Origin of the sequence: Paenibacillus sp. HWE-109 (genome assembly GCF_022163125.1) — a bacterium.
In the GTDB taxonomy this organism is placed as follows: domain Bacteria; phylum Bacillota; class Bacilli; order Paenibacillales; family NBRC-103111; genus Paenibacillus_E.
The window spans coordinates 1,359,420-1,384,372 of record NZ_CP091881.1 but is presented as its reverse complement, the minus strand read 5'-3'; the positions used below and the strand labels follow the sequence as shown (position 1 = coordinate 1,384,372).

The following is a 24,953-nucleotide window of genomic DNA, read 5'->3' as shown; positions in this document are numbered from 1 at the left end:
CGTTTCCGGCAGCCAAACAACAATGCTGTCGTGTCTTGAATCTTTTGCGATTTTGTAAGGTGGTTATGTTCTCCTAAGGAATCGCTCTAACGTAAATATCGTCAAAATAAGCTTGCGCAATATGGGTATATACGCCAACTTTCCCCTGTGAAAACGTACTGTCGGCAGCGCTGATCTTGAGCGTTCCATTGACATATGCCTTAATTGAACTCCCGTTCACCTCAAGCTTGAACAGATGCTGAACACCTGTGCTCAAAGAGAGCGGCACAGTGGCAATCGTACTATCCGAATCGTTGACAAGCTTTCGAAGCGTAAGCTGTCCGAGATGGTCATCATAATAAACGAAATAGAAATTTTTGCTATCAACGAATCTGGCAATCAGCCCCATACGTCCGTAAATGCTGCCCCAGCCGTTTGCTTTCACTTTTGCCTCAACACTGTAATTTTGCCATGCCGTATTCCCTGCTGAGGCCTTGGACCCTCCATAGTCGAGATTGTCGGCAAAATAAACTTGCGAACCACCGTCCGTTACGATGTTGAAGCGGCCGTAATGTTTCGTCCAAGCGCTGCTTCCACTCTCAAAACCATCATAAAATAGGATGTCCGAGGTCGTAAGCGAGGCTGTACCCGCAGCAGAAACATTTCCAGCCGGATCAAAGGCTTTCACGACGTAGTTGTAGGCTGTAAGTCCAGATACCGTTGTATCTCTATAGGTGTACACGGTCGGGTTTACTGTTGCCATTTCAACGCCATTGCGATAGATTTTGTACCCGGACACACCAGCGTTGTCTGTTGAAGTATCCCAAGATAGATCCACCCTCGTTGAGTAAGGAGAAACCGCCGTTACGTTAGCCGGTGGGGTTGGCGCAGTCGTGTCGGTGCCAATGAGCGGAGCATATGCCAATTCGAAGCCATACCCTTTGTCGGTCTCGAGCGGAACCGTAATCGTATCGCCAACTACACTTACCGGAATCTCCTGGATCCTTACGCCATTCATTGTAAGCTTATAGGCTTTATAAGCTCCGGGTGTTTTGGTCGTCTTCAACGTAACTTCCCCAGTGCCGTACTTAGCTAGCGTCGGTAATGTTCCACGATGATAATAAGTTACACCGCTAACTGTTTCTTCGTACTCTCCCGTCGCTGCCGCATCTGTTGTATAGATAAGCAGCATTCTGTTGCTCGCATCCAGCGGCTGGTCATCCAGAGATGCCACTGACAATGTTCCTTTCGGCAGACTTGCACTCATCGTAACAGGCCCAAGCTCATAGCTGTTGTTATTCAAAGTCCCTGCTGCAGCCACCGCGTAAGGCGTATGAATGAAATAGGTATTCAAATTAAGGTCAAAGAGGAGTTCCCCCGTGTCAGAAACCAACTTATTGTCATTCAAATTCGCAAGCATACTGGTTTTCAGGCCGCTATCATCGATGGCATTAATAAACGTCTCCGCCACTTGCTTCAACGTCATACTGTTCGTAATCGTAATTTTATTGGCAGCAGGGATATCCCCGCTTGCAATCTGCGCGTCTGTGAGATCCGGTGTAATCTTATAGATGGCGTAAGGTTCACCCGGCTTATCAGCATAGACCGTTACCATCTTGAACAAATGCGGGATGTACATGCGATTCTGCTCTGGACTTTCATTTTCCGTAGCAGAAGCGTGGGTTTTTACATAGGTTTTATCTCTCACAATTACGAATTTAGCGTCCGCTGGCGTGAGGTGAGCTTGCCGGAACACGAGGGTCCCCTCGTACTCGGACATCGTTGCAAGCACATCGGTCAAAGAATCAAAGGAGGTCGTTCCCCCCTGCGGCGTTTGATTCACAGCCTCATTCACGCGGCTTACGTAATGAAAACGATTCAGCATATCCCACCCTTGGTAAGCGCCCGTTGCTGCCGTCATCAAGCCAATGTCATCTCGACCTTTGTTCGGAAACTCATGATTAAATTCCGTCAAAGCAAACGGCTTATGATACAGCTGACCCAAGGCAAGACTGGGAATATAATTTTTGAAAATAAACGATCCATATTGCGGCACATAATTCGCGCTTGATTCTGGCGCAAAGATCATGCTGTAACGCGGATGCGTCAGCGGATTGTATTTGAAGGCCGCTCCTCTGCCATCGACAAGGCCGTTATACAGATGCGTTTCATGAATATCGGCCTGTGTCCGCCAATAATTAGCTAACGAATCATTGATATAATTAATGCCGCCGATCGGTGCTTTTATGCCAATGGTGATCTTCAGATACGACCTCATTTCGTTATAGGTAGCGAACTGCTTCTCCGTGAAGTACTCGGCAAGGTCGTTTTTCATGTCTCCAACCGCGCTCCAGAAATTTTTGGGAAGCGTCTTTATTTCCAGTTTTCCTTTACCAGTCAAATACTGATTGAAATCAGCGCGCACCCAGGCGTTAAAGTTCGGGTCGGAAAAATCCGCATTATAGAGAATGACTTCGTTCATGGGAGATACCCCCATGATCTGAGGCTCATCCTTCAGCGCAAACCCTGTATACGGATTCACATGATTAAACAGCTGAGAAGCAAAAGATTGCCAGATGGCTTGCCCGTCCGGAAGGAGTGTGGCCAAAAACCTCGAGGCGGTTGAACCATACACAGCTTTACCTATACTGGGCACATTTTCGAAATTTGCAAAAGCCAAGATATCCAGATCGATATAAATACCGCGTGCCTTCAGCAGTGAATTAAAATAATCAAAATTATCCAGCTTGCTTGAATTCAACGTCACCGTTGTGGACGTGAGCGGCTGCATAAGTCCTTTAGCCCAGTCATAATCTTGGTCAATCGACGAATAGCGCACCACATTGTAGCCCATCGCAGCAATTCGATCCGCCATGAGGACCATTTCCTCTTTGGTTGGGTCTATACCGTAACTGCCGTTCAAATTACCACCATAGAACTTCACTTTCGTATTGGGCTCATTCTCAAAATAGTAATCACCGTCAACATCGATTTGCACGGAGCCCTTCGCACCCGCGGGCGCAGCATTCAAAAAGGACAAATCCATAGCGCTACCTGGGACTACACTCATGGTTGTATCGATGGGCCGCCAAGTGGAATTCGCCACTATAGGAGCTGCACTAGCAGCTGGAACTCCGCCAAGGGAAGCAACTAGTGGAAGCAATAAAGCGGGGAGCAGTAAGGCTGCAAGCTTTGACATCATCATTTTTCTCATCTTTCATTCCTCCTGCATTCGTTCGTTCCATCTCTTAAGGATTACGCTTGATTTCCCAACTGCAATCTACTTTGAAAGCGCTTTTAAAAATATCGCCACCTGTGTGGACTACACATCACTCCCTGCATCCAAATGAATAGCTGCGTGTAAAGGCCCTCCTACCTCTTACTAAACCTTTACGCTATTTCAGCCTAATATACGGGATCATCTACGGAAGCAGCAATGATATTATGTCTTATCATTTTGTGATTTTGTAAGCATGCCGAACGATCACCATTCGGCCAATAAAGTGCCGGGCAGCGCCAGATAGGGAACTCTAGTACGCTATCTGGGCAAATAGCAGGGATGCGGGGGGCATAGCGGAACTACAGGGTCTTATTTCCACGAAAAACGCTGAATTTCTCATAAAATAGCAAAATAGCGTCCTGTAGTTCCCCCTGGCTCGCGATAAGGACACTTTTCACCAGAATAGCGAACTGTAGTTCCCATATCTTCGCACGAGGCTGCTAAAGTAAAAAGACCTAGCCTGCTGTCGCGGCTAGGTTCTCTACAATTACATGCTGGGAGATACATAAGCAAGCTAAATACGCTTATTTCCGCCCAATTTCAGCAGATATCTTCTTAAACACCTCATAGCTGCGTTTGGCGCAATCCGAAATAGCTATGGGATGGAATCCTGTCACTTCTGCGTATAGTTTATCGTTAAGCGGCTCTGCCCATTGAGCCGGAAGCTTATCTGCCCCTAGCTTCGCCCCCATTATCGATCCAACTGTAGCTCCGTTGCAATCTGTATCCCAACCGCCTAGAACCGCTGTCGTAACAGCCAGCTCAAAATCGTCCTTCGCAAAGATGAGCGAAGCCGCAACTAATGCTGCGTTATTGTTCGTATGGACAGAATGATATTGCTTGAACGCTTCCCATATACGATCGACAAGATCCAATTGATCAACAGCATCGCGTGCGATTTCTACAGCTTTTCGAATATCATGAGCCAGTCGGCTGTCTCTAGGGATTTCACTAAGCCCGATTTCCACAATACGTTCATTATCAGTTTCATTAAAAGCAGCTGCAATCATTGCTGCCACAAACATTTCCCCATAAATGCCGTTCTTTACATGGGAGAAGGAAGCATCCCGCCAAGCTAATTCTGCTGCAAGCTCTGGATTCCCCGCAGCGCCGTAAGCAAAGCTATCCGCTCTGATTTGTGCGCCAATCCACTCACGATACGGGTTTAACCATGTTCGCACCCATTCACTCTTCTGTGCCCAGTCCTCCGGTTTGCTATCATTCATATGTGATGTCACCTGAGCGAAATTCAAATAAGATTGCGTTTCTGCTGTACATACTTGCTGGTAGCTGAGGTGCATGTGCCACAATTTGCCAATATCCCAAGAATCAAAATCCAATCCTTTTTCCTCTAAAAGAATCAAGCCTAACACGGTATAACGTATATCATCGTCTGATTCCATAAACTGAATGTTTTCCTTGAAGCTTTTATGACACCAGTGACTTAGTTCCAATCCATACTCAACAGACGCCCGTGAACTCCCTGGCGTATATCCGCTAATTGGCCAAGCATCTGCTCCTTTAAACCACAGCTCAATATTCTTCCAGCCAGCTCTCCCGCCGCTTCCCCCCATAAATTGTCCCTGCTCAAGCGGTTTACCCAATGCACATCCAATACTTCGGCCGAGCCACGCACCCTGAAATTGATTTAGCCATTCTGCCTCTGACTTATCCACAGTTATTCTTCTAGGTCCTTCCGGGCGCATCGCAAGAATACCTGGCAAATCAGATGGCTCAATAAACTTAAAATCCGCACCAATCTCAAGCTCCATCAACTGCTGATAAACTTCCATCAACTTCGCTTCGTCATCTCCAGCCTTGATCCACTTCGCTTGAAACCCACTTACATCACAACCTTCTTCTCCCCTTTGGACGATTTCTAAATTGACAATTTCCTTTAATTTTTCCCAGCCAGCCATCGTGATTCCACCTTTTTTGAAAGAATTTAAGCTCATTATAATGGTTTGGCCTCTTCCAATCCTCTCAATTTCCTTCCGAATTCTCAAAATAATTGATTAACGCCAAATTGTTTGCGATATTCCTGAGGAGACATTCCGACGACCAAACTAAATGCTCGATAGAAGGACGCCAAGCTCTGGAACCCGCTGGAAAAACTAATGTCCGCGATACTATCAAGGTTAGTGACAAGTTGTTTCCTGGCTTCGCTAATGCGCAGCTGTGTCAGGTAATTCAAAAAGCTGCTCCCTGTATGCTCCTTGAACAAGCGGCTTGTCCGCGCATTGCTCCAGCCTAGATGAGCGGCAACATCTGTAAGCTGTAGGGGCTCAAGATACTTTTCTTTGACAAATAGCATCATCTCTTTGATCTCACGCTGGGATTTGGACATTTTTAGCCATTGCTCTTTGCTGAAAGTATTCCTATAATGGCGAAGCAATGTAACACCCAGCTCCAGCAATTTGCAGCGAGAAATTGTAAGATAACCCTCATCTTTCGTGTTTAGCTCCTCATAAATCTGCTGAATTAATGCCCCTATCTTCTGTGCAAGCGCTGTCCCAGCTGCTATATGATTCTCAAATCTCTCAGACCGATAAGCAAATGGCAGCAATAATCTTTCATCTTCTTCCAGGAAGAGACTAGGGTCGAAATTAACAAAAATATATCGGCTTGGATCATGCTGAGCAGATTGTGCTATATGGAGTTCCGTATTATTGACAATAAATACATCACCTTTGCTAACCTCGTACTGCTTATTTTCAAAAACAAATTGCCCTTTGCCTTCCAAGCAATAGCCCATTTCCAAACTTGAATGAAAATGAAGAGGCTGCAGATACGGTTTAGGACACCAAAGATAAGCATTAATTGGAATGGGATTGTCATATTCTATCTTCATCTTCATTTCGTTTCAGTCCACCTTCGAAATTATGATAGCTATATAGTACCATCAGCAAAAAAGTAATGAAATTGAAAAGTGATTAAAAAACAGCAAAAACCCCTGTTAAAGCAATTGCTTCAACAGGGGCTCATTTCTTTCTATCTTTACTTCACTTTCTTCTCTCCGGCTGGACTTCGAATCTGCTTTTCCAGAGCTTTAGGCGCTTTACGGGCGCTAGTTTCACGTTGTATTCACTTGTAATAGCCACTTCTAGAAACTTTTAAAATGCTGCACAATGATTCTATGGCTCTCACATGCGACCGATTACTACAAATAAGACTAACGCCAAGAAAACGATATTCACGCCAATTTCTTGATACTCTTTACGCTTGGCATGGAATACGGCTCCCAAAACTACAATTGTGGCAATCCCGATTGCGGCAATCGGCGTCAACGCCGGTGAAATATTCGTCGCTTGAGGCAAAATTAACCCAAGTACCCCGAGCAATTCGGCTATTCCAATAAAGAAAACCAACCCTCGCGAAACTTCCTTCGCCCATGGCCAGGACGCTTGTGCTTTCTCATACTGAAACGCCTTCATCCATCCAGAAAAAATAAAAATGATTGCTAAAATCCCTTGCACAATCCATAACGCGATATTCATGATTCGTTTGCCCCCTGTTTGTGCATCTTCAACGCCTAGGTATATAATATTTTGCAGGGTAACTTTTTGGGAAGTAGGCACTTAAAATAAACATAGTATATAAAAATAAACCTTAGGAAGTTAAAGGAACGGAGGCGAATTTAATGACTACTTATTGTAAATTTGAAACAGCGTTAGATATCCTGGTTGGGAAATGGAAGCCTGTTATCCTGCTTCGCCTTTTTTCAAATGGCACAATGAGATTTAGCGAATTGCAAAAAGCAATCCCGGATATCACAAAAAAAATGCTCACTCAACAATTAAGAGAATTAGAGTATCACGATATCATACACCGCGAGGTCTATCACCAAATTCCTCCCAAAGTTGAATATTCTATTACGGCCTACGGCCAACAAATGACCCCTTTATTACAGGCTATGAATGATTGGGGAGTGGCCCATATGGCTCATTTGGACGCGCTATATGGGGATGGCGAGTCGGCAGAACCCTCGGAACGCAAATGATCGTGGTAAACGGCTACCACGTATAAGAAAACCGACTCCTTTATGGGGATGGGCCTCTTTCAAGCGACTGTAAGGGAACTATAGGACGCTATCTAGGCAAATAGAGGGGATGCTAAAGTAATAGCGGAACTACAGGGCCTTATTTCCACGAAATGAGCTGAATTTCTCAGGAAATAGCAAAATAGCGCCCTATAGTTCCCTTTCGCTCGCGATAATGCCACTTTTTGCAATAATAACGTACTGTAGTTCCCTCCCGCGCAAGTCGGCGGAACCCTTGGAACGCAAATGATCGTGGTAAACAGTTACCATGTATAAGAAAACCGACTCCTTTATGGGGATGGGCCTCTTTCAAGCGACTGTAAGGAAACTATAGGACGCTATCTAGGCAAATAGAGGGGATGCTAAAGTAATAGCGGAACTACAGGGTCTTATTTCCACGAAATGAGCTGAATTTCTCAGGAATTGGCAAAATAGCGGACTGTAGTTCCCTCACCCCCGCGATATGGGCAATTTTGGCTAGAATAACGTACTGTAGTTCCCTCCCGCGCAAGTCGGCGGAACCATTGGAACGCAAACGATCGTGGTAAACAGTTACCACGTATAAGAAAACCGACTCCTTTATGGGGATGGGCCTCTTTCAAGCGACTGTAAGGGAACTATAGGACGCTATCTAGGCAAATAGAGGGGATGCTAAAGTAATAGCGGAACTACAGGGTCTTATTTCCACAAAATGAGCTAAGTTTGCCTTGAAATAGCAAAATAGCGGACTGTAGTTCCCTCACCCCCGCGATATGGGCGATTTTGGCTAGAATAACGTACTGTAGTTCCCTCCCGCACAAGTCGGCGGAACCCTTGGAACGCAAACGATCGTGGTAAACAGTTACCACATACACAAAGAGGCTGTCCCAAAAGTCAATTTCATGACTTAAGGGCAGCCTCTTGCTTTCAATATTGTCCTACATGGAAAAGCTCAGGCTGTCGAGAAAGTCTCGACAGCCTGATGAATAACCGTTTAATTGTTAATATAACGTTCAAATATGTATCCAAAATCCTTAATCTTCAACTCAGAATGCTTGCCCTTCAACCAATTGTAGACGGATTCGTTAATGGCATCGAATTGGGCTACTGGGGAAGTAGTTTGCGTTGTGATTCGACCTGTCGCTTCCTTCGCAATAACTACGCTTTGCTTCGCGTAATCATACAAGTGCTCATTATGTGCTACTGTCTCGGAAATATTAATTAAGGCTTTATACAAGTCTTTGATTTGCTCAATTTGCTTCTTGTCCACATCGATCGAGAAGTTGACTTCCCCAATTATGAACTTGATCTCGACATCAAGATCGATCGTTCCAGCCGTTTCCATATACACTTTGGAAATTGCATTTGTGTGATAACTGAAACGCTTAAGCACACGCTTGCTGCTAATAGCACTATCACCATCAAGGTGGATGAGGGCAAGGTTGGTAAAGCAGTATTCGTCCTTCTTCGACTTGATGATGAAGAAAATTTTCTCTCCATCCTCATGCATCACATAATCATCTGAATCTACCTTGTCAAAATCACTAGGGCTAATTACTTTCCCGATATCACTTAAACCTAATGCATCTGCCGCAAACTTCTTGAACAATGGAATCATCCTTTCAATTGGGGTGCTTTGAAAAACCAATCCTTGGTTTAACCCTATTATACATGACTGGAAGAATCATCGACCAAAAGATTTCCCTTGACTTTCAACAATACTTAAATTAAGATTTCAACTCATATAACTCCAATTGTTCAAGCTCCTACACACGAGGTGAAATCAGCATGGCGAATGTGACATTTATGAATGTGAACAAAACGTTTGTTTCGAAGGAAAGTACGGTCCAAGCACTGCGCAATGTAAATTTGGAATTAAAACAGGATGAGTTTGTAGCCATTATTGGTCCAAGCGGCTGTGGTAAAAGCACTATGTTGAAAATTGCCGCTGGACTGGACGTCAAATATGAGGGCTCTGTCCTCTTAGACGGTCAACCTGTAACCAGGCCAAGTATCGAAAAAGGATTCATCTTCCAAGAACACCGCTTGTTCCCTTGGTTAACGGTTGAGAAAAATATAGCAGCTAATTTATCTTTAAAAGATCCCGCCGTCAGGCAACAAGTAAATAAAGTGATTGAATTAGTCAAGTTGACTGGCTTCGAGAAGGCTTTCCCCAAACAGCTTTCAGGCGGAATGTCCCAACGGGTGGCAATAGCGCGCGCACTCATGCATCAGCCGCAGCTTCTTTTACTGGATGAGCCCTTTGGAGCTCTCGATGCTTTTACCCGGAACCATATGCAGGAAGCACTGCTAGACATTTGGCGCGAGCACCGGATGACGATGCTGCTTGTCACTCACGATATTGATGAAGCCATCTTTTTGGCCGATCGCATTGTCGTCATGGAGGCCAAACCCGGAACAATTAAGGAAATTATTCCGATTGAGCTGCAGCATCCTCGTACTCGTGTGTCCACCTCTTTCATGGACTATCGCAAACGCGTGCTGTACGCCCTAGGCGGACATGAAGAGATGGAACCCGCTTACTCCATTTAAACCATACCGATTCGCCCTTGAGGCGGATCTTTTTTATTTTTCGAGCGAATGAATTTCGGTTAATAAATATTTCAAAAATACTTGGTGCGTTCTTGGGAAGTTCTGCTTCTTGGATCGTGCGCAGCCAAAAGTTACGATATTGCTCTCATCGCTCACCAGAGGAATGGCTACAATTTCACCACTCGTAATAAGCGGATCCTTTTTAATGCTAAATTCAATGAAAATACCGATGGCTGCCCCCTCCGCGATCGTTCGCTTCAGAACCTCTTGATTGTTGGATGTGAAAATAATGTTGACCGGGCCATATTTCTCCTTGAATTGCTCCATGTAACGCTTTGAAAAGCTCCCGTTTATACTGACAAACGGTTGTGTAATCAAATCTTTTCGGGTAACGCTGCTTTTGGAAGCGAGCCATGAATGTTTGCTTACGCATACGACTACCCTCGATTCGAACATCTTCGTCAACCACAGATCTTCCGTAACTTTAGGCTCATGATTCAAATAAATCAAACCCATGTCCGTTTTATTTTGCTTAATGTCCTCGATAATATCAATGGAATCTTTCTCCGTGATTTCTAAACGAACATAGGGATAGTAATTTTTGAAGGAAACAATAGACTTCGGTAATACCGCCATGAAATTCGGGCTCACAGACAAGCGGACCTCACCATCGATGTGGTCATTCTGCATAAGCACGGCATCCCTGACATCTTGAATTTTCAGGAGCGCCTCATTTGCCTTCTCAATAATGATTCTCCCACGGTCCGTAGGCATCGTCCCTATTCGCGTACGTTCAAAAAGCTCAAAGCCAATTTCTCTTTCCAGCCTCGCTAAGGCTTTACTAATCCCTGCCTGAGATACATGCATGATTTCAGCGGTTGTCGATATCGACCCTGTCCTTGCAATATTAACAATATATTCTAATTGCTCAATATTCATAGCTAAACCCCTTTTTGCCATAACCTGAAGTTATATCATTATAACACATAGTTAATATACTTGTTTACTCGGATATAGTAAACTTTAACTACTTCAAGATTAGAAAGGGAGATTCCTTATGAAATTATCAAAAATTGCCGTTCCTGCTTTGACACTAAGTTTATTACTTGTTTTGTCCGCATGCGGCAGCAAGCCAAGCCCTACTGCATCCAGCAGCACTGCGCCAAGCCCTAGCTCAAGTTCACCGGCTTCGCAAAAAGAAGTTGTCGTGAACATCGGTGTTCAGCACGCCGTGGCTCCGCTAGTTTTAGCACAGCAAAAGAAATGGTTTGAAGAGGAGTTTGCCAAACATAACGCCAAAGTGAACTGGCTCGAGGTGCAAGGCGGACCGCCCCAATTTGATGCCATCCTTACGAATCGCCTTGATTTGGCTGTAACGGGCAATACGCCTGTTATTACTGCACAAATGGCAGACATCCCGTTCAAAGAAATTGCCGTTGGCAGCACAGGGTCCAAAAACAATGCCTTGCTCGTTCAAAAAGGCAGCGCAATTAAAAGCGTGGAACAATTAAAAGGCAAAAAAATTGCCGTTGCCAAAGCAACCAGCGGCTACGATATGTTATTCCGATTGATTGATAAAGCGGGCTTGAAGCCTGGAGATATTCAAACTATTCAGCTTACTGCCGACGATGCGAAAGCGGCTTTCATCAGCGGTTCCGTTGATGCTTGGGCCATTGGAGAGCCTTACCTGTCTACTTCCGTGGTCAACGACGGCGCGACTGTACTTGCTGACGGCTCTAACATTAACTACATTAGCCCAGCCTTCCATGTGGCCCGTACCAAATTCGCTGAAGAGCATCCCGAGCTAGTTACAGCCTACTTAAAAGTACTGGAGAAAACCTTGCAATGGCAAAATCAGAATTTCGATGAAGCTGTGAAAATTTACTCTGAAGGTACAAAACTCAATGCAGACGTGGTCAAATCTGTCATCAAAAATGTCAGCTTCGCGACTCTGCCGGTTTCTGATGATTTCGTAAAAGGCCAGCAAGAACTCGCTCAATTCCTGCTCAATGAAAAAGCGATCAACAAACTGGTCGATCCATCCAAAGTCGTTGATAACACTTACATTAAACAAGCATTGGAAGATATCAAAAACAACAAATAATCCATAAGGCAGGGTGACCCTACATCATGAATACAGTAACTCTTCCTATTCAGGAGCTGAGAGAGCTTGGCAGACAAGTCCTCCTTAAACACGGAGCCACGAAGCGTGAAGCGGAAATCGTAACCGAGGATTATTTGGAAGCCCATCTACGTGGCCGCTCCTCTCATGGCATTACCTTCTTCAGAAATGCTGTCGAGTCCTTCGAGGACAAAGGCACTTATCAAGTTGGTCCTTTCGATGGAGCTTACATGCATATCATCGGCAATCGGGACATTGGGCATATTGTTGCTCGCGAAGCCATTGATCTGGCTATCCCCTTCCTAACAGACCGTAAAATGATTACGATTGGGCTAACCGATATTACCCGCTTTAATTGCTCAGGCACAATTGCCAGATATGGCGCCGAGCAAGGTGCGATCACACTCGTATTCGCTTATGGCGGGACAAGCGTGATGACTCCCCCGGGAGGAACAGCAGCTGCCGTGAACAACACGCCAATTGGTATAGCTTTCCCGCATACGGATCCATTATTTGTTCTGGATATGGCCACTTCCGAGCGTGCTTGGGGTCATGTGACTTTAGCCAAATACAATGAGGAATCCATCCCAGACACTTGGGGTGTCGACCAACAAGGGTTGCCTACAACCAACCCTGCTGAAGTTAAATATCTGTCTCCTTTTGGCGGTTACAAAGGCTTTGGACTTGCGTTGGCATTTGAAATGCTAAGCGGCGCACTTGTCAATGTTCCTATTGGCTCCAAAGGTCCCGGTAAAAGCAGAGGCGCGTTGATCCAGCTCATCGATCCTACCGCCTTCGGTCACACCGTGGAATCTTTCCGGGAACAAATCACTGGATTTTTGAGTGAGATTAACAACATCCCGACACTCGATCCAGACAAGTCCATCACTTATCCAGGCCAAGCCTCCGAGCAGCGCTACCGTGAGAGTCTGGCGTCCGGCGTTATTACCGTCCATCAAACTGTTATTGAGTATCTTAACAATCAACTTCGAGATGAGTAACATCAGACTACTACTTCAGAGGACCTTCTTATGAAAACTCGCGAGAATTATAAGAAATATATGTATGGCCTCATTTTGCCAGTCATCATTTTGACCGTCTGGCAATTGGTCGGATCGCTCCGCTTGGTGCCCCCCCAATTGCTTCCTACTCCCATCGCAATTATCAAAGCCTTCATCGGCTTAACGAGAGATGGTGTTTTATTCGATAACCTCTCTGTTAGTATGTATCGCGCGGTTATAGGCTTTATCATTGGCGGCGGTCTGGGTCTGCTATCAGGGCTGCTTGTAGGGTTTTTCCGCAAAACGGAGTACACCTTGGACCCTACTTTACAAATGATTAGAACTGTACCTCATTTGGCTATCATGCCTCTATTCATTCTATGGTTCGGCTTCGGCGAATTTTCGAAAGTTTTATTAATTGCAAAAGGTGCCTTTTTCCCTCTCTATCTGAACACCTTTCTAGGTATACGAGGCATTGATTCCAAGCTGTTCGAGGTTACCCGTGTGCTCGAATTCAGCCGCTTCAAGCAGATTACCAAGCTGATCTTGCCTTCCGCGATGCCCAACATTTTGCTTGGTCTGCGACTTTCGCTCGGTATGGCTTGGCTGAGCCTGATTGTCGCAGAATTAATGGGAGCCAACTCCGGCGTAGGCTACATGATCTCGGATGCGAGACAATTCGCCCAAACCGATGTTGTCTTCGTCGGAATCGTCATATTTGCTCTAGTGGGCAAACTGACAGATTCCCTTGTCCGCAAGCTCGAGGACCAGCTGCTTCGCTGGAGAGATAATTATGATGGCGTGGATAGTAAGTAAGCCAACAAGAGTTTCAGCTGTAGATTAGGCAGGTTGCTCCTTATGGGAGCGATCTGCCTTTTCTCTGGCTTCTGGGTGGGTGACTTTCACTGGATAATCTCCAGTCAAAGCAGCATTTCCACCTTCGCAAACTCAAAAACACTGGAGTTATTCCAGTGGAAGTTGGGGTTGGGGTTGACCTTCTTGAAAACCCTCTCACGAAAATGTTGCTACATTCGGTTTCTAATAAAATATATTCGAATACAACTCTGCTTTTTAGTAGTGGCGCCACCGCTCCTCCATTGGACAAATACAGTGTTTTCAGCCTCGTTACGGTGGAAATGGGGCATACATTGGATTTATCCATTCAAAAGACTGATTTCGTCTGAAAGAAGGCCATTTTTACAGATTTGATTGGATTTATCCAATCCAACCTAGAAATTGGCTGCTTGTTAGGGCAAAACAGTGGATTTATCCAATGGTCGTGGGCCCCAGGTGCTGCGTAAGTGGTAGGGTGCGAGATAGACGTATATATTGGGAAAGAAAACAATAGACAACTTTTCCATTTCGAACATCTTCCTGATTTTGATATAACACAGCTTGACTGGGACGAATTTCTTTTTCATTTAAGTTATCTTGTTTTTAATGATCTTCTGTAGAAGATGAACTCCTATAGGTTGTGATCTGCCAAATCCCGTTTTCTTGATTAATTCATTTACGATTCTTTGCTCTCCTGCATGGAGGAATATCATTCTTCAAATAACTTAAAGACAACAAACCTTTAACGAAACAGACCATACTGATAGCCCACATAACACCTATCACGGCTATAGTTAAAGAGTTAAATACCGAACTTGAAAAAGCCCTAGTTTCAAGTATTCTTATCCATATTAATGCACCAAAAGTAAACAATAGTAAATGACTTAAAAACCACCCATAACCATGCTTCCTAAATTTAATCATTAATCTAATCACTAACACTACAACAGGAATCATTACAACTAGTAAGCCTACTCTCAGAAATCCAATGACCTCTTCTTCCATGAGCATATAAAACCACTCACCTTCCCTTTACTAACAAATAATCCCAAATAATTAGACGCTTTGAATACATTTATAGTTGCGTATGACTTTATAACAAGCTACAACCATGCTCTTCTGCCCCTTTAGTTGAGAAAAGGCTGCCGGTTTGCCGGCAGCCCTACTAGATCCTATTATCCGCCTGCTCGTAGTTGGCTAACGAATCCATCCAATGAAATTCTCCATCCTTGCCGACGAATGCAGAGCCGGCAATATCAGCAGTTCCGGCAGTGAGACTTGGGACTGTTGCCTGTTGGACATAAATCGGAAACTTCTCTGTCGCTGCCGAGGCCGGCTGTAACCCACCCGATACTTGCATGGTTAGGAATGTCAGAACAGCCAGAGATCTAGTCCATTTCACCCTAATTGCAAGACGCATACACTTACCTCCATGTTTGTATTTGTTGAAATCCTTTCACCTGCTTCGTTCTCTACCTAAATAACTCACCCCCTTTCCATGAAATTTCCTATAAATACGTATAGTTTTTATTGATAATCAGCGCATTCACTCGCCACTGAGAGCCTTCGCACGTACTGAATCGTATTTGTACATATCCATCCTTCCTCTGCGTTACTGACAGCATTTCCGTTGCAAATAGGCCAGACTTCAACATTCCCTCAGGTTTCCAAGCGCTCTGACCTACGATCTCAACTGCTGTGTAGGAAGATTCCGCTTGATCTCCTGAAACGAAAAGCAAATCGTACCTCCCCTTCGGCAGTTCCACCATTAACGTTGCATTCCGCTTTCCACCGATAAAATCCCTGCGCAGCTCGTCAGGTTCTCCACGGTCCTCCGCAACAAGACCTTCCACGTGCTCCCATCCGAAGCCTGAATACGGTTTGAACAACGTCTCGAGTGTTATTGGGCGAAAAGTTTGACCAAGGACGCCTTCCGTATGCACCTGTCTTGGCAGCACTTTGTCATAATTTTTCGATAACGCATCAGAGCCAAAATCGAACCGGTAGACAGCCAGCCTCGATTCACGGGAATTACCGGCATAATAGTCGAAAGTGAAATGGTCGAGTGTCCTGAAATGTTGTGTATCCTGGTTTTTGCCAAGGAATACGCGCCGATGTGTATGAGCTTCGTGAACAAGTGGATGCGCCCTTTGCACGGGTTTGGGATTAGGTTTGAACTGAGAAATCGCCGGCAGTACCGATTCCGCATGCGGATAAATCGCGTATTCCCCGTTCATTTCCGTATCAAAAGACATACATCCATTCTCCTGCTCATAATCCACTTGGCTCCAGGAATGACCGGTTTTCTTGGCAACTAACACGGTTTGACTGCAATGAAACGGGTTGCGAATTACAGCCTTCGAACCTGCCTTGCTTCGGATATAGACCCAAGATGTGCCGCCATTCTTCAACTCAGCACTAATCTCAAAAGCACCTACAGCCAGCAAGCCTTGAAACGAGCAATCGCTCCATTTCTCATATGTCTTTACTTTGTTCTTCACCTCATGCTCGTACAGCCCAATCGAACGTTCCTGCTCAGATTCCCCTGAAGGCAGCGCCGGAAATACATGGATCACGCCATCATAGCTCTGCAGCAGCATTTCGTTTACGGCAGCGACAATTTCTCCTGAAGCTTCCATCATGCATGGATGGTACAACGGTTCATTCGTGATGTTGCAGTAGTTCATCCAGCGTTCCGTTTCTTCCGCAAACAAGCCATTGCATCTGAGCGATAGGTCTATGCCTTGCTCATACAACAGTCTAATCGCGGTGTTGCCCTTCCCCAGTCTTGAGGCGGCACAGGAAAGCCAGCCGAATTGAAACATCCCGAATTCCGTCTCATTCGCAGCATAACGAAGCGTATTCTCTGCCCTTTGCTTCCATAAGGGTTCACTATATTTATCGATTTCTCCAATCGGATAAATCGGCATAAGCAGCGAAGGATGCCGCAAATGCAAGCCGGCAGGTGCCCATTCCGAATCCAGCAGGATTTCACCGTATCGTTTGGACATAGCGGTTGGATATGCTGCCAAATTATTCACGATTTGCATCCATTTGCGTTGATCAGCCTCCGCTTCGCCAAGCCGTTTGCCCGCTTCTATGGCTATCTGGAACAAATACTTAATAGAGCCAAGGCTGCAAGTTGAGTTTCGAGTCAATGGCCCCTGTTCCGGTGAAATATCAGGAAATACATCATATCGACCTGTTTCAGCGTTCACCTGCAGATAACCTTCGAAAAATGTTGCAAGCTGCTTAAACAGCGGATACGCCTTTTCCCGTAAGAAATCAAGGTCCATACTGTAGCGATAATAGTCCCAAAGGAATTGCGCACACCAAGGCCAAATGCTCACATACAATGCATGTGGATAATCCCCGGCGATGCCGTCCAAACCATGAAATTGCTTCGACATTCGCTCAGCAAGCTGAACGTAGGAGAGCAGCCCCTCATTGAATATTTCCGCAGTTTCAAGGTGATTAGCCGTATAGAGCGGCCAGAATGCAGCTTGAATATTAACATCCCAGTACCACATACTGCCCCACTTGGTTGGCTGTTTAATATCCCACAAGCCGTTCAATCCGCACGCTTGCTCGCGCATTGTGCCGCCTTGACCGCTGCAACAGGCGATTGCGTATAAATTGATGTACCAAAGCTCTTCAAGCATTGCATTCGGCAAGGTGATGGAGGAACGAGACCAGAAGCTTTTCCAATGGGCTTGATGATGCGCAACCATGTCATTGACATGCGAGGCGGGCTTATTCAATCTCATCAGAGCCGTATGAAGCAGTTCCTTGGTTTCCTCCTCTGTCACCACGGTTGTAAGCAGCGTCATATGTGCTTCCGTATCCTGAAGGGCAATTTGAAGGCAATCGTTGGAAACGGCGACCACGCTACCTTTGGCTCCGATGATCCTCATCATCACAATGAACGAGAACGGATCGTAGTGCTCCTTATCTTCACCGTCCGGATAGAAAGCTCCTTGGTAATAAAACGTCGTGTCATCCACTTGATGATACGCCACCTGCATGTCCACATATCTTCCTACGGGAACAGACATCGCTACTGCCTGCAGCAGCGACGGCTTTGTCTGGCTAATTTCCGTAACGACATAATCGCCATCTTGGGCAATCAACGTGCTCACGGCAAGCTGATCCGTCCCTTTTGCCACACGCAGCTGAACTATTGCTTTTTCAGTATCCAGCTCTAGGGAATAATCATCTGGTTCTGAGAGCTGCTTCGCAGGAAAAAGCTGAATTTGGCCAGTCGGATAATGGGAGGCTCCGCCGGAAGATTTGCCATATTTCCTGTACATACTGCTCGGGGATAACGCGTCGCCATATAGAAATATAGGGTCTTGCTCGGAATTGCGATAAAGCTCTACCGCCAGCTTTCTCAACTCGTCTAACGTTCGTCCATAGTGAAGTGAGAAATTTTCCCCTTCCCCATTCCGATACTTCTGGCTATAACGATGAAGCTTCTGATAATAAACTTCATAATGATTGAGCGCTAGCGTCAGCTTGTTATCCTCGAAATATGCCATGCCCCCAAAATGTCCATTTCCGATCGGCAAAGCCTCGTTCCAACTGCTCGGAGCATTCTCGAATGTAATGCCTCGCATAGGCACCTCTCCTTATTCCTTAATAGCCCCAATCAATACGCCTTGGACAAAATACTTCTGAAGGAACGGATACAGACAAATGATGGGCAGCGTCGAGACCATAATCGCCGCATACTTAATGGTTTCTCCGATGGCATATTTGTCGTCGCCCCCGCCTGCCATCATCGAATCCGTATTGTTCGAGATCAGAATTTCACGCAGCACAAGCTGGAGTGGATAGGCTTCACGATTCCGTAAGTAGACTAGCGCGTTAAAGTAGGAATTCCAGTGTCCTACCGCATACCACAAAATCATGACAGCCATAACCGGCATAGATAGGGGAATGACGATACGAAATAGAATCTTCCAATCGCCTGCACCATCGATCCTCGCTGATTCCTCTAAGCTGACCGGGATCCCTTGAAAGGAAGTACGCATGATAATCATATTGAACGTATTGATCGCACCTGGAATGAGGATTGCCCACATGGTATTCATCATACCGAGATTATTCACGAGCAGGTAGCTCGGAATAAGTCCTCCGTGGAACACCATTGTCACGACGATAAAGAACATAATGATATTTTTAAAATAGAGATTCGGTCTGGACAATACATAGGCACCTATCGCTGTCATGAACAAGTTGATTGTTGTGCCAAGCACAACGTAGACAAGTGTATTCTGATACCCTTTCATGATCATCGGGTTCTCGAAAACGGCTTTGTAGGCTCCGAGATCAATGCCTGCCGGTCTGAGCATTAGACCGCGATGCTGCAGCAATGACGTCGCATCACTGAGCGAAGCGAGTGCCACGTACAAGAACGGATAGAGGGTGACCGCGCAAAGCACGAGCATCAACAGCATATTAAAGTAGCCAAATGCTCGCTCTCCACTGGTTAGTTTCATGTGCAAATCTCCTTACCACAATTTGTTCTCGCTGATCCGTTTGACAAAGCTGTTGGCCGCTACGATCAGAACAAAACTGATCACTGAGTTGAATAGCCCAACTGCTGCCGTGAAACTGTAGCTTGCCTCTAATACACCTTTGCGATAAACATAAGTTGAAATAACGTCCGCTGTTCCGTAAGTCAGCGGATTGTACAGCAGCAGCACCTTTTCACTGCCGACCGTCAGCATATTGCCCATTTGCAGGATAAACAAGATAACGATTGTCGGCATAATGCCTGGAATCGTAATATGCAGCGTTTGCTTCCAGCGGTTTGCGCCATCCATTCGAGCCGCCTCATACAGCGTCGGATCGATAGTCGCCATCGCAGCCAAATAAACAATCGAGCCCCAACCGATTCCTTGCCATATGCCAGACGAAACGAATAGAAAACGGAACCAACCTTCCTTTTGCAAAAAGTCAATCGGTTCGATATGAAAGGTACCCAGGATTTGATTAATGAGACCATTACGGCTTAAGAAATCAATCATCATCCCAGCCACGACCACGATCGATATGAAATGCGGCAAATAGGAGATGGATTGTACGACCCGTTTAAACACGCCCTGGCGAATTTCGTTAAGCAGCAGCGCCAGAATAATAGCAGCCGGGAAGCCGAACAGCAGATCGTAAAGGTTGATCAAAATCGTATTTTTGATTAGTCGCCAGAAGTAAATACCATTAAAAAAACTTTGGAAATGTTTAAATCCGACCCATGAACTGCCCAGAATTCCTTTCGCTGGCGAGAAATCTTTAAAAGCAATTTGCAATCCGTACATCGGTCCATAATGAAATATGAGGTAGTACGCAATAACGGGAAGAGCCATCACATAAATGGACCAATGCCGTTTCATATCAGCACGTATGGTTTCCATGACAGTCGGATTGCGATAGGTTTTCGTCGTTTGTTGCCTCGTCGTTTGCCTCATCGTTTGTCTCATGGTGTCCCTAGCCTTCCTTCTTACCGTTTATTGAAACGCTCGAGTGCTCCTTGCTGGATTTTAATCGCTTCGTCGATTCCCATCCCTTGAATCTTTTTCACATATTGATCAAAGTTGCTGATCGGCTCCACGCCCATGATAAACTTCAAGAGCATCTCGTCTTGATAGGTCTGGATGTCGGTCACAATGGAAGCGAACTTGCTGCTTTCATCCTGCGTCGGAGATACAAGCGGGATTTTACGCTCAGCCGTTGGCTTCGACCAGATTTCCAAAGCTTTCTTCTGCTGCGGCAAGGCAAGATATTGCATTTGGAAATTATCGCTTAGGACAAAAGGAGCACTCCATGTTGCGCGATTATATTTGGCAATGGATTGTTGGATGCTGGTTCCTGCTGGAGGATTTAAGATTTCTGGCAGGAAGGTCGCTTTACCGTTCTCCATTTTGTAGCTAACACCTTCTACCCCATAGTTGAACAGCAGGTCGCCTTTTTCCCCATACGCATAATCAAGCCATTTTACCGTTTCGATCGGGTTTTTATTGACGGCCGAGATCGCTGCTCCAACACCGTTAAAAGCAAAATCCTTTTGTCCCCAAATCGCTTTGTCGCCAGCCTTCAAGACAGGGTAAGGGGCAGCTTCCAGATCGAATTTAGGTTCCTTATCCTTCATAAGGCCAGCAAATTTGCCAATCCCTCCTCCATTGAATGAAGCCGTTGCACCGATGAGATCGGTCGTCATTTTGTTATCGAATAATTTATCGTTAGGCGCTGCGAAATCCTTATCCAGCAAGCCTTCCTTGTACCATTTATTCATGGTTGCGAGGAATTCTTTGTATTCAGGCTGAATCGGACCGTATTTCACTTTGCCCCCATCTTGATAGAAGCTATAATTGATTCCCCAAGCTCCGAGGAAAGGCGCGTCGGTTGCAAACAGATTTTTGTCCAAATAAATAGGAATCTCATCCGCTTTGCCGTTGCCATTTGGATCCTTATCTTTAAAAGCTTTCAATACCGTGTACCATTCGTCGATCGTTGTCGGCATCTTCAAACCAAGCTTATCTAACCAATCCTGGCGAATGGATGGACCAAAGAATACCCTAACCTTGTCATCTCCGCGCAGGAAGGGGAACGCATAGATGCTTCCTTCATCTGTTGAAATTTGCTTTTTCCAGTCTGGATGTGCCGCAAGCAGCTTCGTAAGGTTTGGTGCATACTTATCGATGAGATCATTAAGCTTAATGATTTTCTTATCTAAAATAGCTTTCTCCGGGCCGCCGGGATATCGAATAACCGCGCCGCTTGTTGCTCCCCAACTCGCTTCAATGACATCCGGAAGTTCGTTGGTCGCAATCATTAAGTTGAATTGCTCCTGCGCTTGGGGAACCTCGAGCGGAGGATGCTGGAATTCAACCTTCACACCGGTTGCTTTCTCTAGTTCCTTGTACATGCCCATTTCAGCATATGTTTTCATTTGAGATGAGGCTGCGGAGTGATTCGATACCCAATACGTTAATTTCGTCAATTTCGGCGGCTGCGCATCATTGCCTGACTGCGGCGATGCCGATGAATGACTGCTTCCCGTATTATCGCCGCAAGCGGCTACCGATACCGCCAGCACAGATATCAACACAACAGATCCTACATGCTTTAAACTTTTCTTCATTCTTCTTGCCTCCCTTTATATGAGTAACCCAAATTTGGCACCGATGACTGTCATCCAGCACCTGTTTCCAAGTATGCCTATCCTGCTCAGGCATGCCTACTGCCTAGTTCTCATTTTCGTTGTATTTTACTAAGAAATCCGGGCTAGAAGAGAAATGATCAGTCCACATTAGAAATCGTCAGTACCTGCAGTGAATTAAGAAAAACGGCTTCGCCGCCCCGAGTAATCAGCCTCTTAGTAGCGACAAAACCCGTTAAGGGAACTACAGGACGCTATATAGGCAAATAGCAGGGATGCTGGGGTATTAGCGGAACTACAGGGTCTTATTTTCACGAAAAACGCTGAATTTGCCTTGAAACAGCAAAATAGCGGACTGTAGTTCCCTACCCCCCGCGATATGGATACTTTTGGCTAGAATAGCGGACTGTAGTTCCCTCCCTCTGTTCGTACAAGGCGTCTGGAATAACTCCGCGCTCACTCCAAAACATATAAACTCTTATATTTAAATAAAGCAGCCCCAAGAGGCTGCTTTTACTTATCTGCGCCGGTAATTTCCAGCTGCATGGTCTCCCGGTACTTGCCCGGTGTTACACCCTCGAGCTTTTTGAACGCTCGGATGAAGACGACATCATTATTGTAGCCGATTTTCTTGGCAATCTGTGCTATCGTCCATTCTTTGTTTTCCATTAGCTGCTTCGCTTGTTGAATCCGTTTATGTGTGATGTAATCCAGCAAGTTTTGCCCTTGGTGCTTTTTGAAAAACGTGGAAAGATATTGCGGTGTCATCTGAATACGTTCAGCAATTTGGGCAACACCAAGGTTGGAGTCATCTAAGTTGTCATGGACTATGCAAACGATCTCCTGGAGTCTCTGAACACTGTGATCGGATCGTTCCAAATTAAACGAGCGGGTCAGCGTCTCGTAAAACTCTTTTGTCTTGGTATACATCCCTTGCGCAGTTGGATAACTAAACACTTCCTTGATGGGATCGAAACCCGCGCCAAGTACCTCATCTTGATTGGTATTGGTGGAATTAATAATTTTCAAGAGCGTGCTTGTCACATTGAAAAATAGGCATCGTCCCAGCTCTGGCGTGATATGGCTGGAATCGAAATTCATCGAATAAATTTTGTCCAACAGCTTTTCCACATTCTCCGTATCCCCGCCGCGAACAAAGTTAATGAGCTGTATCTCAACTTCAAGCGGATAATAATAGTGCTGTTTCACTTCGAGGATATCTTGGAAATGAATCGTCGTATGTTTCCCCAGAATCAACCTGTATTCAAGGGCTGCCAGTGCTTCGGGATAAGAATCGCGAATGGCTTTTGGCCCCGAATGAATCCCGCCTACGGCGATCGTCATGCCAATTTGGAATCTTTGCGAGATGATTCTGAAGAGCGAGTCAGCGATTTCCCGGATATCCGATTCGGCGAATTTCTCCCGATTTGCTGTCAAGTTAATGAGAAGTGCAATGCGATCTCGGTCGAGTTCCACGGAAAACCCTTTATGGTTGGCTGAAATCAGATCCGTACCGATATTCGAAATAATGAACCTTGCATGTGCCCATTGCTGTTCATCTTCTTCCACTAAGGCATAGCCATCCTCAATTTTGACAATCAGGACTGCAAAGCAATCGCTTATGAATGTCAAATTCATAAACTGCAGGGATTCTCCATTTTCAATCGATATGTCCACATCCATGCGACCATTCAGAAGACGTGACAAGTAGTTGGCTCGGATAAACGGAATTTGCTGCGTTAAGGCCATGCGCAGGTTTTTCTCTTCATGAATGGAGCCTTCCATCGTTTGCCGGATAAACTCGTATTCATTCGAGGAAGGACGTTTGATTATTTCTTTTCCGCGCATAATGGCGTTTACCGTTTTCCGCAGAGGCTTATACGTGCGATAGGCTCCGATACTGACAGCCACTAAACCGCAAATCAAGCAAAGGATGAACAGGCCGATAGACCAGCTTTGAATTTGATTAACTTGCTGCATAAAAACATCGTTGGGCATGATCGATACATATTTCCAGCCTGCTTTTTGGGAGGATGTGACGGAAACGACTTGATCCACACTCCCGAGCCGGTAATCGAACGGACCTGATCTACCTTGAATGCGCCCTAACAAATCGGAAGGAAAGGGGGCTTCGCTGTTGCTCATAATCGTATTGCCTGCGTTGTCAATAATATAAACGGAGCTATGGCTGGCCGATTCCAGCTGCGCGAACAATTGCTTAACCTGGTCGACGTCAATCAATACCGTGAAATTGCCGAGATTTTGGGATTGTGAATGAATGGGAAGTGTTTGTATATAAGTGATAACATCCTTCGGTGCCTGATCTGCCCCGCTGGATAGGGACGCTACCGGCAGGTAAGACATGTTATGCTCCTTATCCATCAACTGGCGCCATCCCTCATAGGGCATATTCTTATAGGCGTAATAGATCGAGTAAAAGGTCCGCGAGTCCGTTACCACATCCGATTTCACAATCGTATCGCTGCTTGCGAAATATACGTAGTAATCGAGAATAAAATTGCTGGTCATACTGTGATACTTACTCATCTTGTCCCGCATAAATTGGATAAACTCATATTTATCAAAATCATTCGAGTTGGCCGGGATTCGCAGCATATAATCCAGCTTCGGGTCAAATACAACCTGCCGCATCAGCGTATCCACTTCCGACAATTTGTTATCGAGGGATAGTTTCAACTGCTCCAGCATGGCCGCATTGGACTTTGTCGTGCTTCGCTCAAGGCTTTGTTCTACTTTTGCGTACAGAAAAAGCCCCATTGCAAGCGGTATCAAAAGAATAAATAAATTGGAGGCGATTATCGTCGAAAGTGCACTTTTGCGACTGCCGACAAGGCGTAAAATAAAAGGCATTTTCAAAACAAGATCACCATCCCTTCCGCGTAATCCAATTTACTAGAAATTGTATCTTCTCTTCATCAAAGTTGCAATACCTGTACGCAAAGCAAAAAGGACCTTCCGCTGGCAGCGAAGATCCTTTCGATGAT

Annotated in this window: 17 protein-coding genes; 5 read left to right on the top strand and 12 right to left on the bottom strand. The window is 45.4% G+C overall.

The window, feature by feature from the left end; genetic code table 11:
* Window positions 1–73: 73 nt before the first annotated feature.
* The 4 genes from LOZ80_RS05595 to LOZ80_RS05580 all read right to left on the bottom strand — a co-directional run bounded on the left by LOZ80_RS05595 (window position 74) and on the right by LOZ80_RS05580 (window position 6,756).
* Window positions 74–3,193, bottom strand: a complete 3,120-nt coding sequence (locus LOZ80_RS05595; RefSeq protein WP_238170498.1) for a hypothetical protein — start codon at window positions 3,191–3,193, stop codon at window positions 74–76.
* 590 nt (window positions 3,194–3,783) lie between these two features.
* The gene (locus LOZ80_RS05590; RefSeq protein ID WP_238170497.1) at window positions 3,784–5,178 is read right to left on the bottom strand and encodes an ADP-ribosylglycohydrolase family protein; all 1,395 of its coding nucleotides are present in this window, start codon (window positions 5,176–5,178) and stop codon (window positions 3,784–3,786) included.
* Window positions 5,179–5,261: 83 nt separating this feature from the next.
* Window positions 5,262–6,116, bottom strand: coding sequence for an AraC family transcriptional regulator (locus LOZ80_RS05585; protein WP_238170496.1), 855 nt, complete (start codon window positions 6,114–6,116; stop codon window positions 5,262–5,264).
* Window positions 6,117–6,402: 286 nt separating this feature from the next.
* Window positions 6,403–6,756 carry a DoxX family protein gene (locus LOZ80_RS05580; RefSeq protein ID WP_238170495.1) on the bottom strand — a complete coding sequence of 118 codons (354 nt, stop codon included), beginning with the start codon at window positions 6,754–6,756 and terminating at the stop codon, window positions 6,403–6,405.
* 143 nt (window positions 6,757–6,899) lie between these two features.
* On the opposite strand from LOZ80_RS05580, the gene LOZ80_RS05575 reads away from it, so the two are divergent.
* A complete protein-coding gene (locus tag LOZ80_RS05575; protein ID WP_238170494.1) occupies window positions 6,900–7,259 on the top strand; it encodes a winged helix-turn-helix transcriptional regulator in 360 nt (119 codons plus the stop codon).
* 1,012 nt (window positions 7,260–8,271) lie between these two features.
* Here the strand turns inward: LOZ80_RS05575 and LOZ80_RS05570 are convergent.
* Window positions 8,272–8,886: a PH domain-containing protein gene (locus LOZ80_RS05570; protein WP_189017549.1), complete on the bottom strand. Its 615-nt coding sequence runs from the start codon at window positions 8,884–8,886 to the stop codon at window positions 8,272–8,274.
* Window positions 8,887–9,065: 179 nt separating this feature from the next.
* Here LOZ80_RS05570 and LOZ80_RS05565 point away from each other — a divergent pair, with 179 nt between their 5' ends.
* Window positions 9,066–9,830, top strand: coding sequence for an ABC transporter ATP-binding protein (locus LOZ80_RS05565; RefSeq protein ID WP_238170493.1), 765 nt, complete (start codon window positions 9,066–9,068; stop codon window positions 9,828–9,830).
* Window positions 9,831–9,863: 33 nt separating this feature from the next.
* Here the strand turns inward: LOZ80_RS05565 and LOZ80_RS05560 are convergent, their stop codons facing one another.
* Entirely contained in the window at window positions 9,864–10,769 is a 906-nt protein-coding gene (locus LOZ80_RS05560) for a LysR family transcriptional regulator (RefSeq protein ID WP_238170492.1), read from the bottom strand.
* A 118-nt stretch (window positions 10,770–10,887) separates the two neighbouring features.
* Here LOZ80_RS05560 and LOZ80_RS05555 point away from each other — a divergent pair, with 118 nt between their 5' ends.
* The 3 genes from LOZ80_RS05555 to LOZ80_RS05545 are packed head-to-tail and all read left to right on the top strand — an operon-like array spanning window position 10,888 to window position 13,769.
* Window positions 10,888–11,934, top strand: coding sequence for an aliphatic sulfonate ABC transporter substrate-binding protein (locus LOZ80_RS05555; RefSeq protein ID WP_079410061.1), 1,047 nt, complete (start codon window positions 10,888–10,890; stop codon window positions 11,932–11,934).
* A 26-nt stretch (window positions 11,935–11,960) separates the two neighbouring features.
* Window positions 11,961–12,953 carry an Ldh family oxidoreductase gene (locus LOZ80_RS05550; RefSeq protein WP_238170491.1) on the top strand — a complete coding sequence of 331 codons (993 nt, stop codon included), beginning with the start codon at window positions 11,961–11,963 and terminating at the stop codon, window positions 12,951–12,953.
* Window positions 12,954–12,983: 30 nt separating this feature from the next.
* Window positions 12,984–13,769 carry an ABC transporter permease gene (locus tag LOZ80_RS05545; protein ID WP_238170490.1) on the top strand — a complete coding sequence of 262 codons (786 nt, stop codon included), beginning with the start codon at window positions 12,984–12,986 and terminating at the stop codon, window positions 13,767–13,769.
* Window positions 13,770–14,952: 1,183 nt separating this feature from the next.
* On the opposite strand, the gene LOZ80_RS05540 is transcribed toward LOZ80_RS05545, so the two are convergent.
* From LOZ80_RS05540 to LOZ80_RS05515, 6 genes are all read right to left on the bottom strand, one after another.
* Entirely contained in the window at window positions 14,953–15,207 is a 255-nt protein-coding gene (locus LOZ80_RS05540; RefSeq protein ID WP_238170489.1) for a hypothetical protein, read from the bottom strand.
* A gap of 88 nt (window positions 15,208–15,295) precedes the next feature.
* The gene (locus tag LOZ80_RS05535) at window positions 15,296–18,403 is read right to left on the bottom strand and encodes a glycosyl hydrolase family 95 catalytic domain-containing protein (RefSeq protein ID WP_238170488.1); all 3,108 of its coding nucleotides are present in this window, start codon (window positions 18,401–18,403) and stop codon (window positions 15,296–15,298) included.
* Window positions 18,404–18,415: 12 nt separating this feature from the next.
* The gene (locus LOZ80_RS05530; protein WP_238170487.1) at window positions 18,416–19,288 is read right to left on the bottom strand and encodes a carbohydrate ABC transporter permease; all 873 of its coding nucleotides are present in this window, start codon (window positions 19,286–19,288) and stop codon (window positions 18,416–18,418) included.
* Window positions 19,289–19,300: 12 nt separating this feature from the next.
* Complete coding sequence (locus tag LOZ80_RS05525) at window positions 19,301–20,203, bottom strand: ABC transporter permease (RefSeq protein WP_238172904.1); 903 nt, start codon at window positions 20,201–20,203, stop codon at window positions 19,301–19,303.
* Window positions 20,204–20,289: 86 nt separating this feature from the next.
* Entirely contained in the window at window positions 20,290–21,930 is a 1,641-nt protein-coding gene (locus tag LOZ80_RS05520) for a type 2 periplasmic-binding domain-containing protein (protein ID WP_238170486.1), read from the bottom strand.
* A gap of 531 nt (window positions 21,931–22,461) precedes the next feature.
* Complete coding sequence (locus LOZ80_RS05515) at window positions 22,462–24,819, bottom strand: helix-turn-helix domain-containing protein (protein WP_238172903.1); 2,358 nt, start codon at window positions 24,817–24,819, stop codon at window positions 22,462–22,464.
* Window positions 24,820–24,953: the final 134 nt, after the last annotated feature.

Excerpts from the sequence above, each read along its gene's own strand:
- LOZ80_RS05595 (WP_238170498.1), bottom strand. The coding sequence starts at position 3,193 with ATGAGAAAAATGATGATGTCAAAGCTTGCAGCCTTACTGCTCCCCGCT.
- LOZ80_RS05590 (WP_238170497.1), bottom strand. The coding sequence starts at position 5,178 with ATGGCTGGCTGGGAAAAATTAAAGGAAATTGTCAATTTAGAAATCGTC.
- LOZ80_RS05585 (WP_238170496.1), bottom strand. The coding sequence starts at position 6,116 with ATGAAGATGAAGATAGAATATGACAATCCCATTCCAATTAATGCTTAT.
- LOZ80_RS05580 (WP_238170495.1), bottom strand. The coding sequence starts at position 6,756 with ATGAATATCGCGTTATGGATTGTGCAAGGGATTTTAGCAATCATTTTT.
- LOZ80_RS05575 (WP_238170494.1), top strand. The coding sequence starts at position 6,900 with ATGACTACTTATTGTAAATTTGAAACAGCGTTAGATATCCTGGTTGGG.
- LOZ80_RS05565 (WP_238170493.1), top strand. The coding sequence starts at position 9,066 with ATGGCGAATGTGACATTTATGAATGTGAACAAAACGTTTGTTTCGAAG.
- LOZ80_RS05560 (WP_238170492.1), bottom strand. The coding sequence starts at position 10,769 with ATGAATATTGAGCAATTAGAATATATTGTTAATATTGCAAGGACAGGG.
- LOZ80_RS05555 (WP_079410061.1), top strand. The coding sequence starts at position 10,888 with ATGAAATTATCAAAAATTGCCGTTCCTGCTTTGACACTAAGTTTATTA.
- LOZ80_RS05550 (WP_238170491.1), top strand. The coding sequence starts at position 11,961 with ATGAATACAGTAACTCTTCCTATTCAGGAGCTGAGAGAGCTTGGCAGA.
- LOZ80_RS05545 (WP_238170490.1), top strand. The coding sequence starts at position 12,984 with ATGAAAACTCGCGAGAATTATAAGAAATATATGTATGGCCTCATTTTG.
- LOZ80_RS05540 (WP_238170489.1), bottom strand. The coding sequence starts at position 15,207 with ATGCGTCTTGCAATTAGGGTGAAATGGACTAGATCTCTGGCTGTTCTG.
- LOZ80_RS05535 (WP_238170488.1), bottom strand. The coding sequence starts at position 18,403 with ATGCGAGGCATTACATTCGAGAATGCTCCGAGCAGTTGGAACGAGGCT.
- LOZ80_RS05530 (WP_238170487.1), bottom strand. The coding sequence starts at position 19,288 with ATGAAACTAACCAGTGGAGAGCGAGCATTTGGCTACTTTAATATGCTG.
- LOZ80_RS05525 (WP_238172904.1), bottom strand. The coding sequence starts at position 20,203 with ATGGAAACCATACGTGCTGATATGAAACGGCATTGGTCCATTTATGTG.
- LOZ80_RS05520 (WP_238170486.1), bottom strand. The coding sequence starts at position 21,930 with ATGAAGAAAAGTTTAAAGCATGTAGGATCTGTTGTGTTGATATCTGTG.
- LOZ80_RS05515 (WP_238172903.1), bottom strand. The coding sequence starts at position 24,819 with ATGCCTTTTATTTTACGCCTTGTCGGCAGTCGCAAAAGTGCACTTTCG.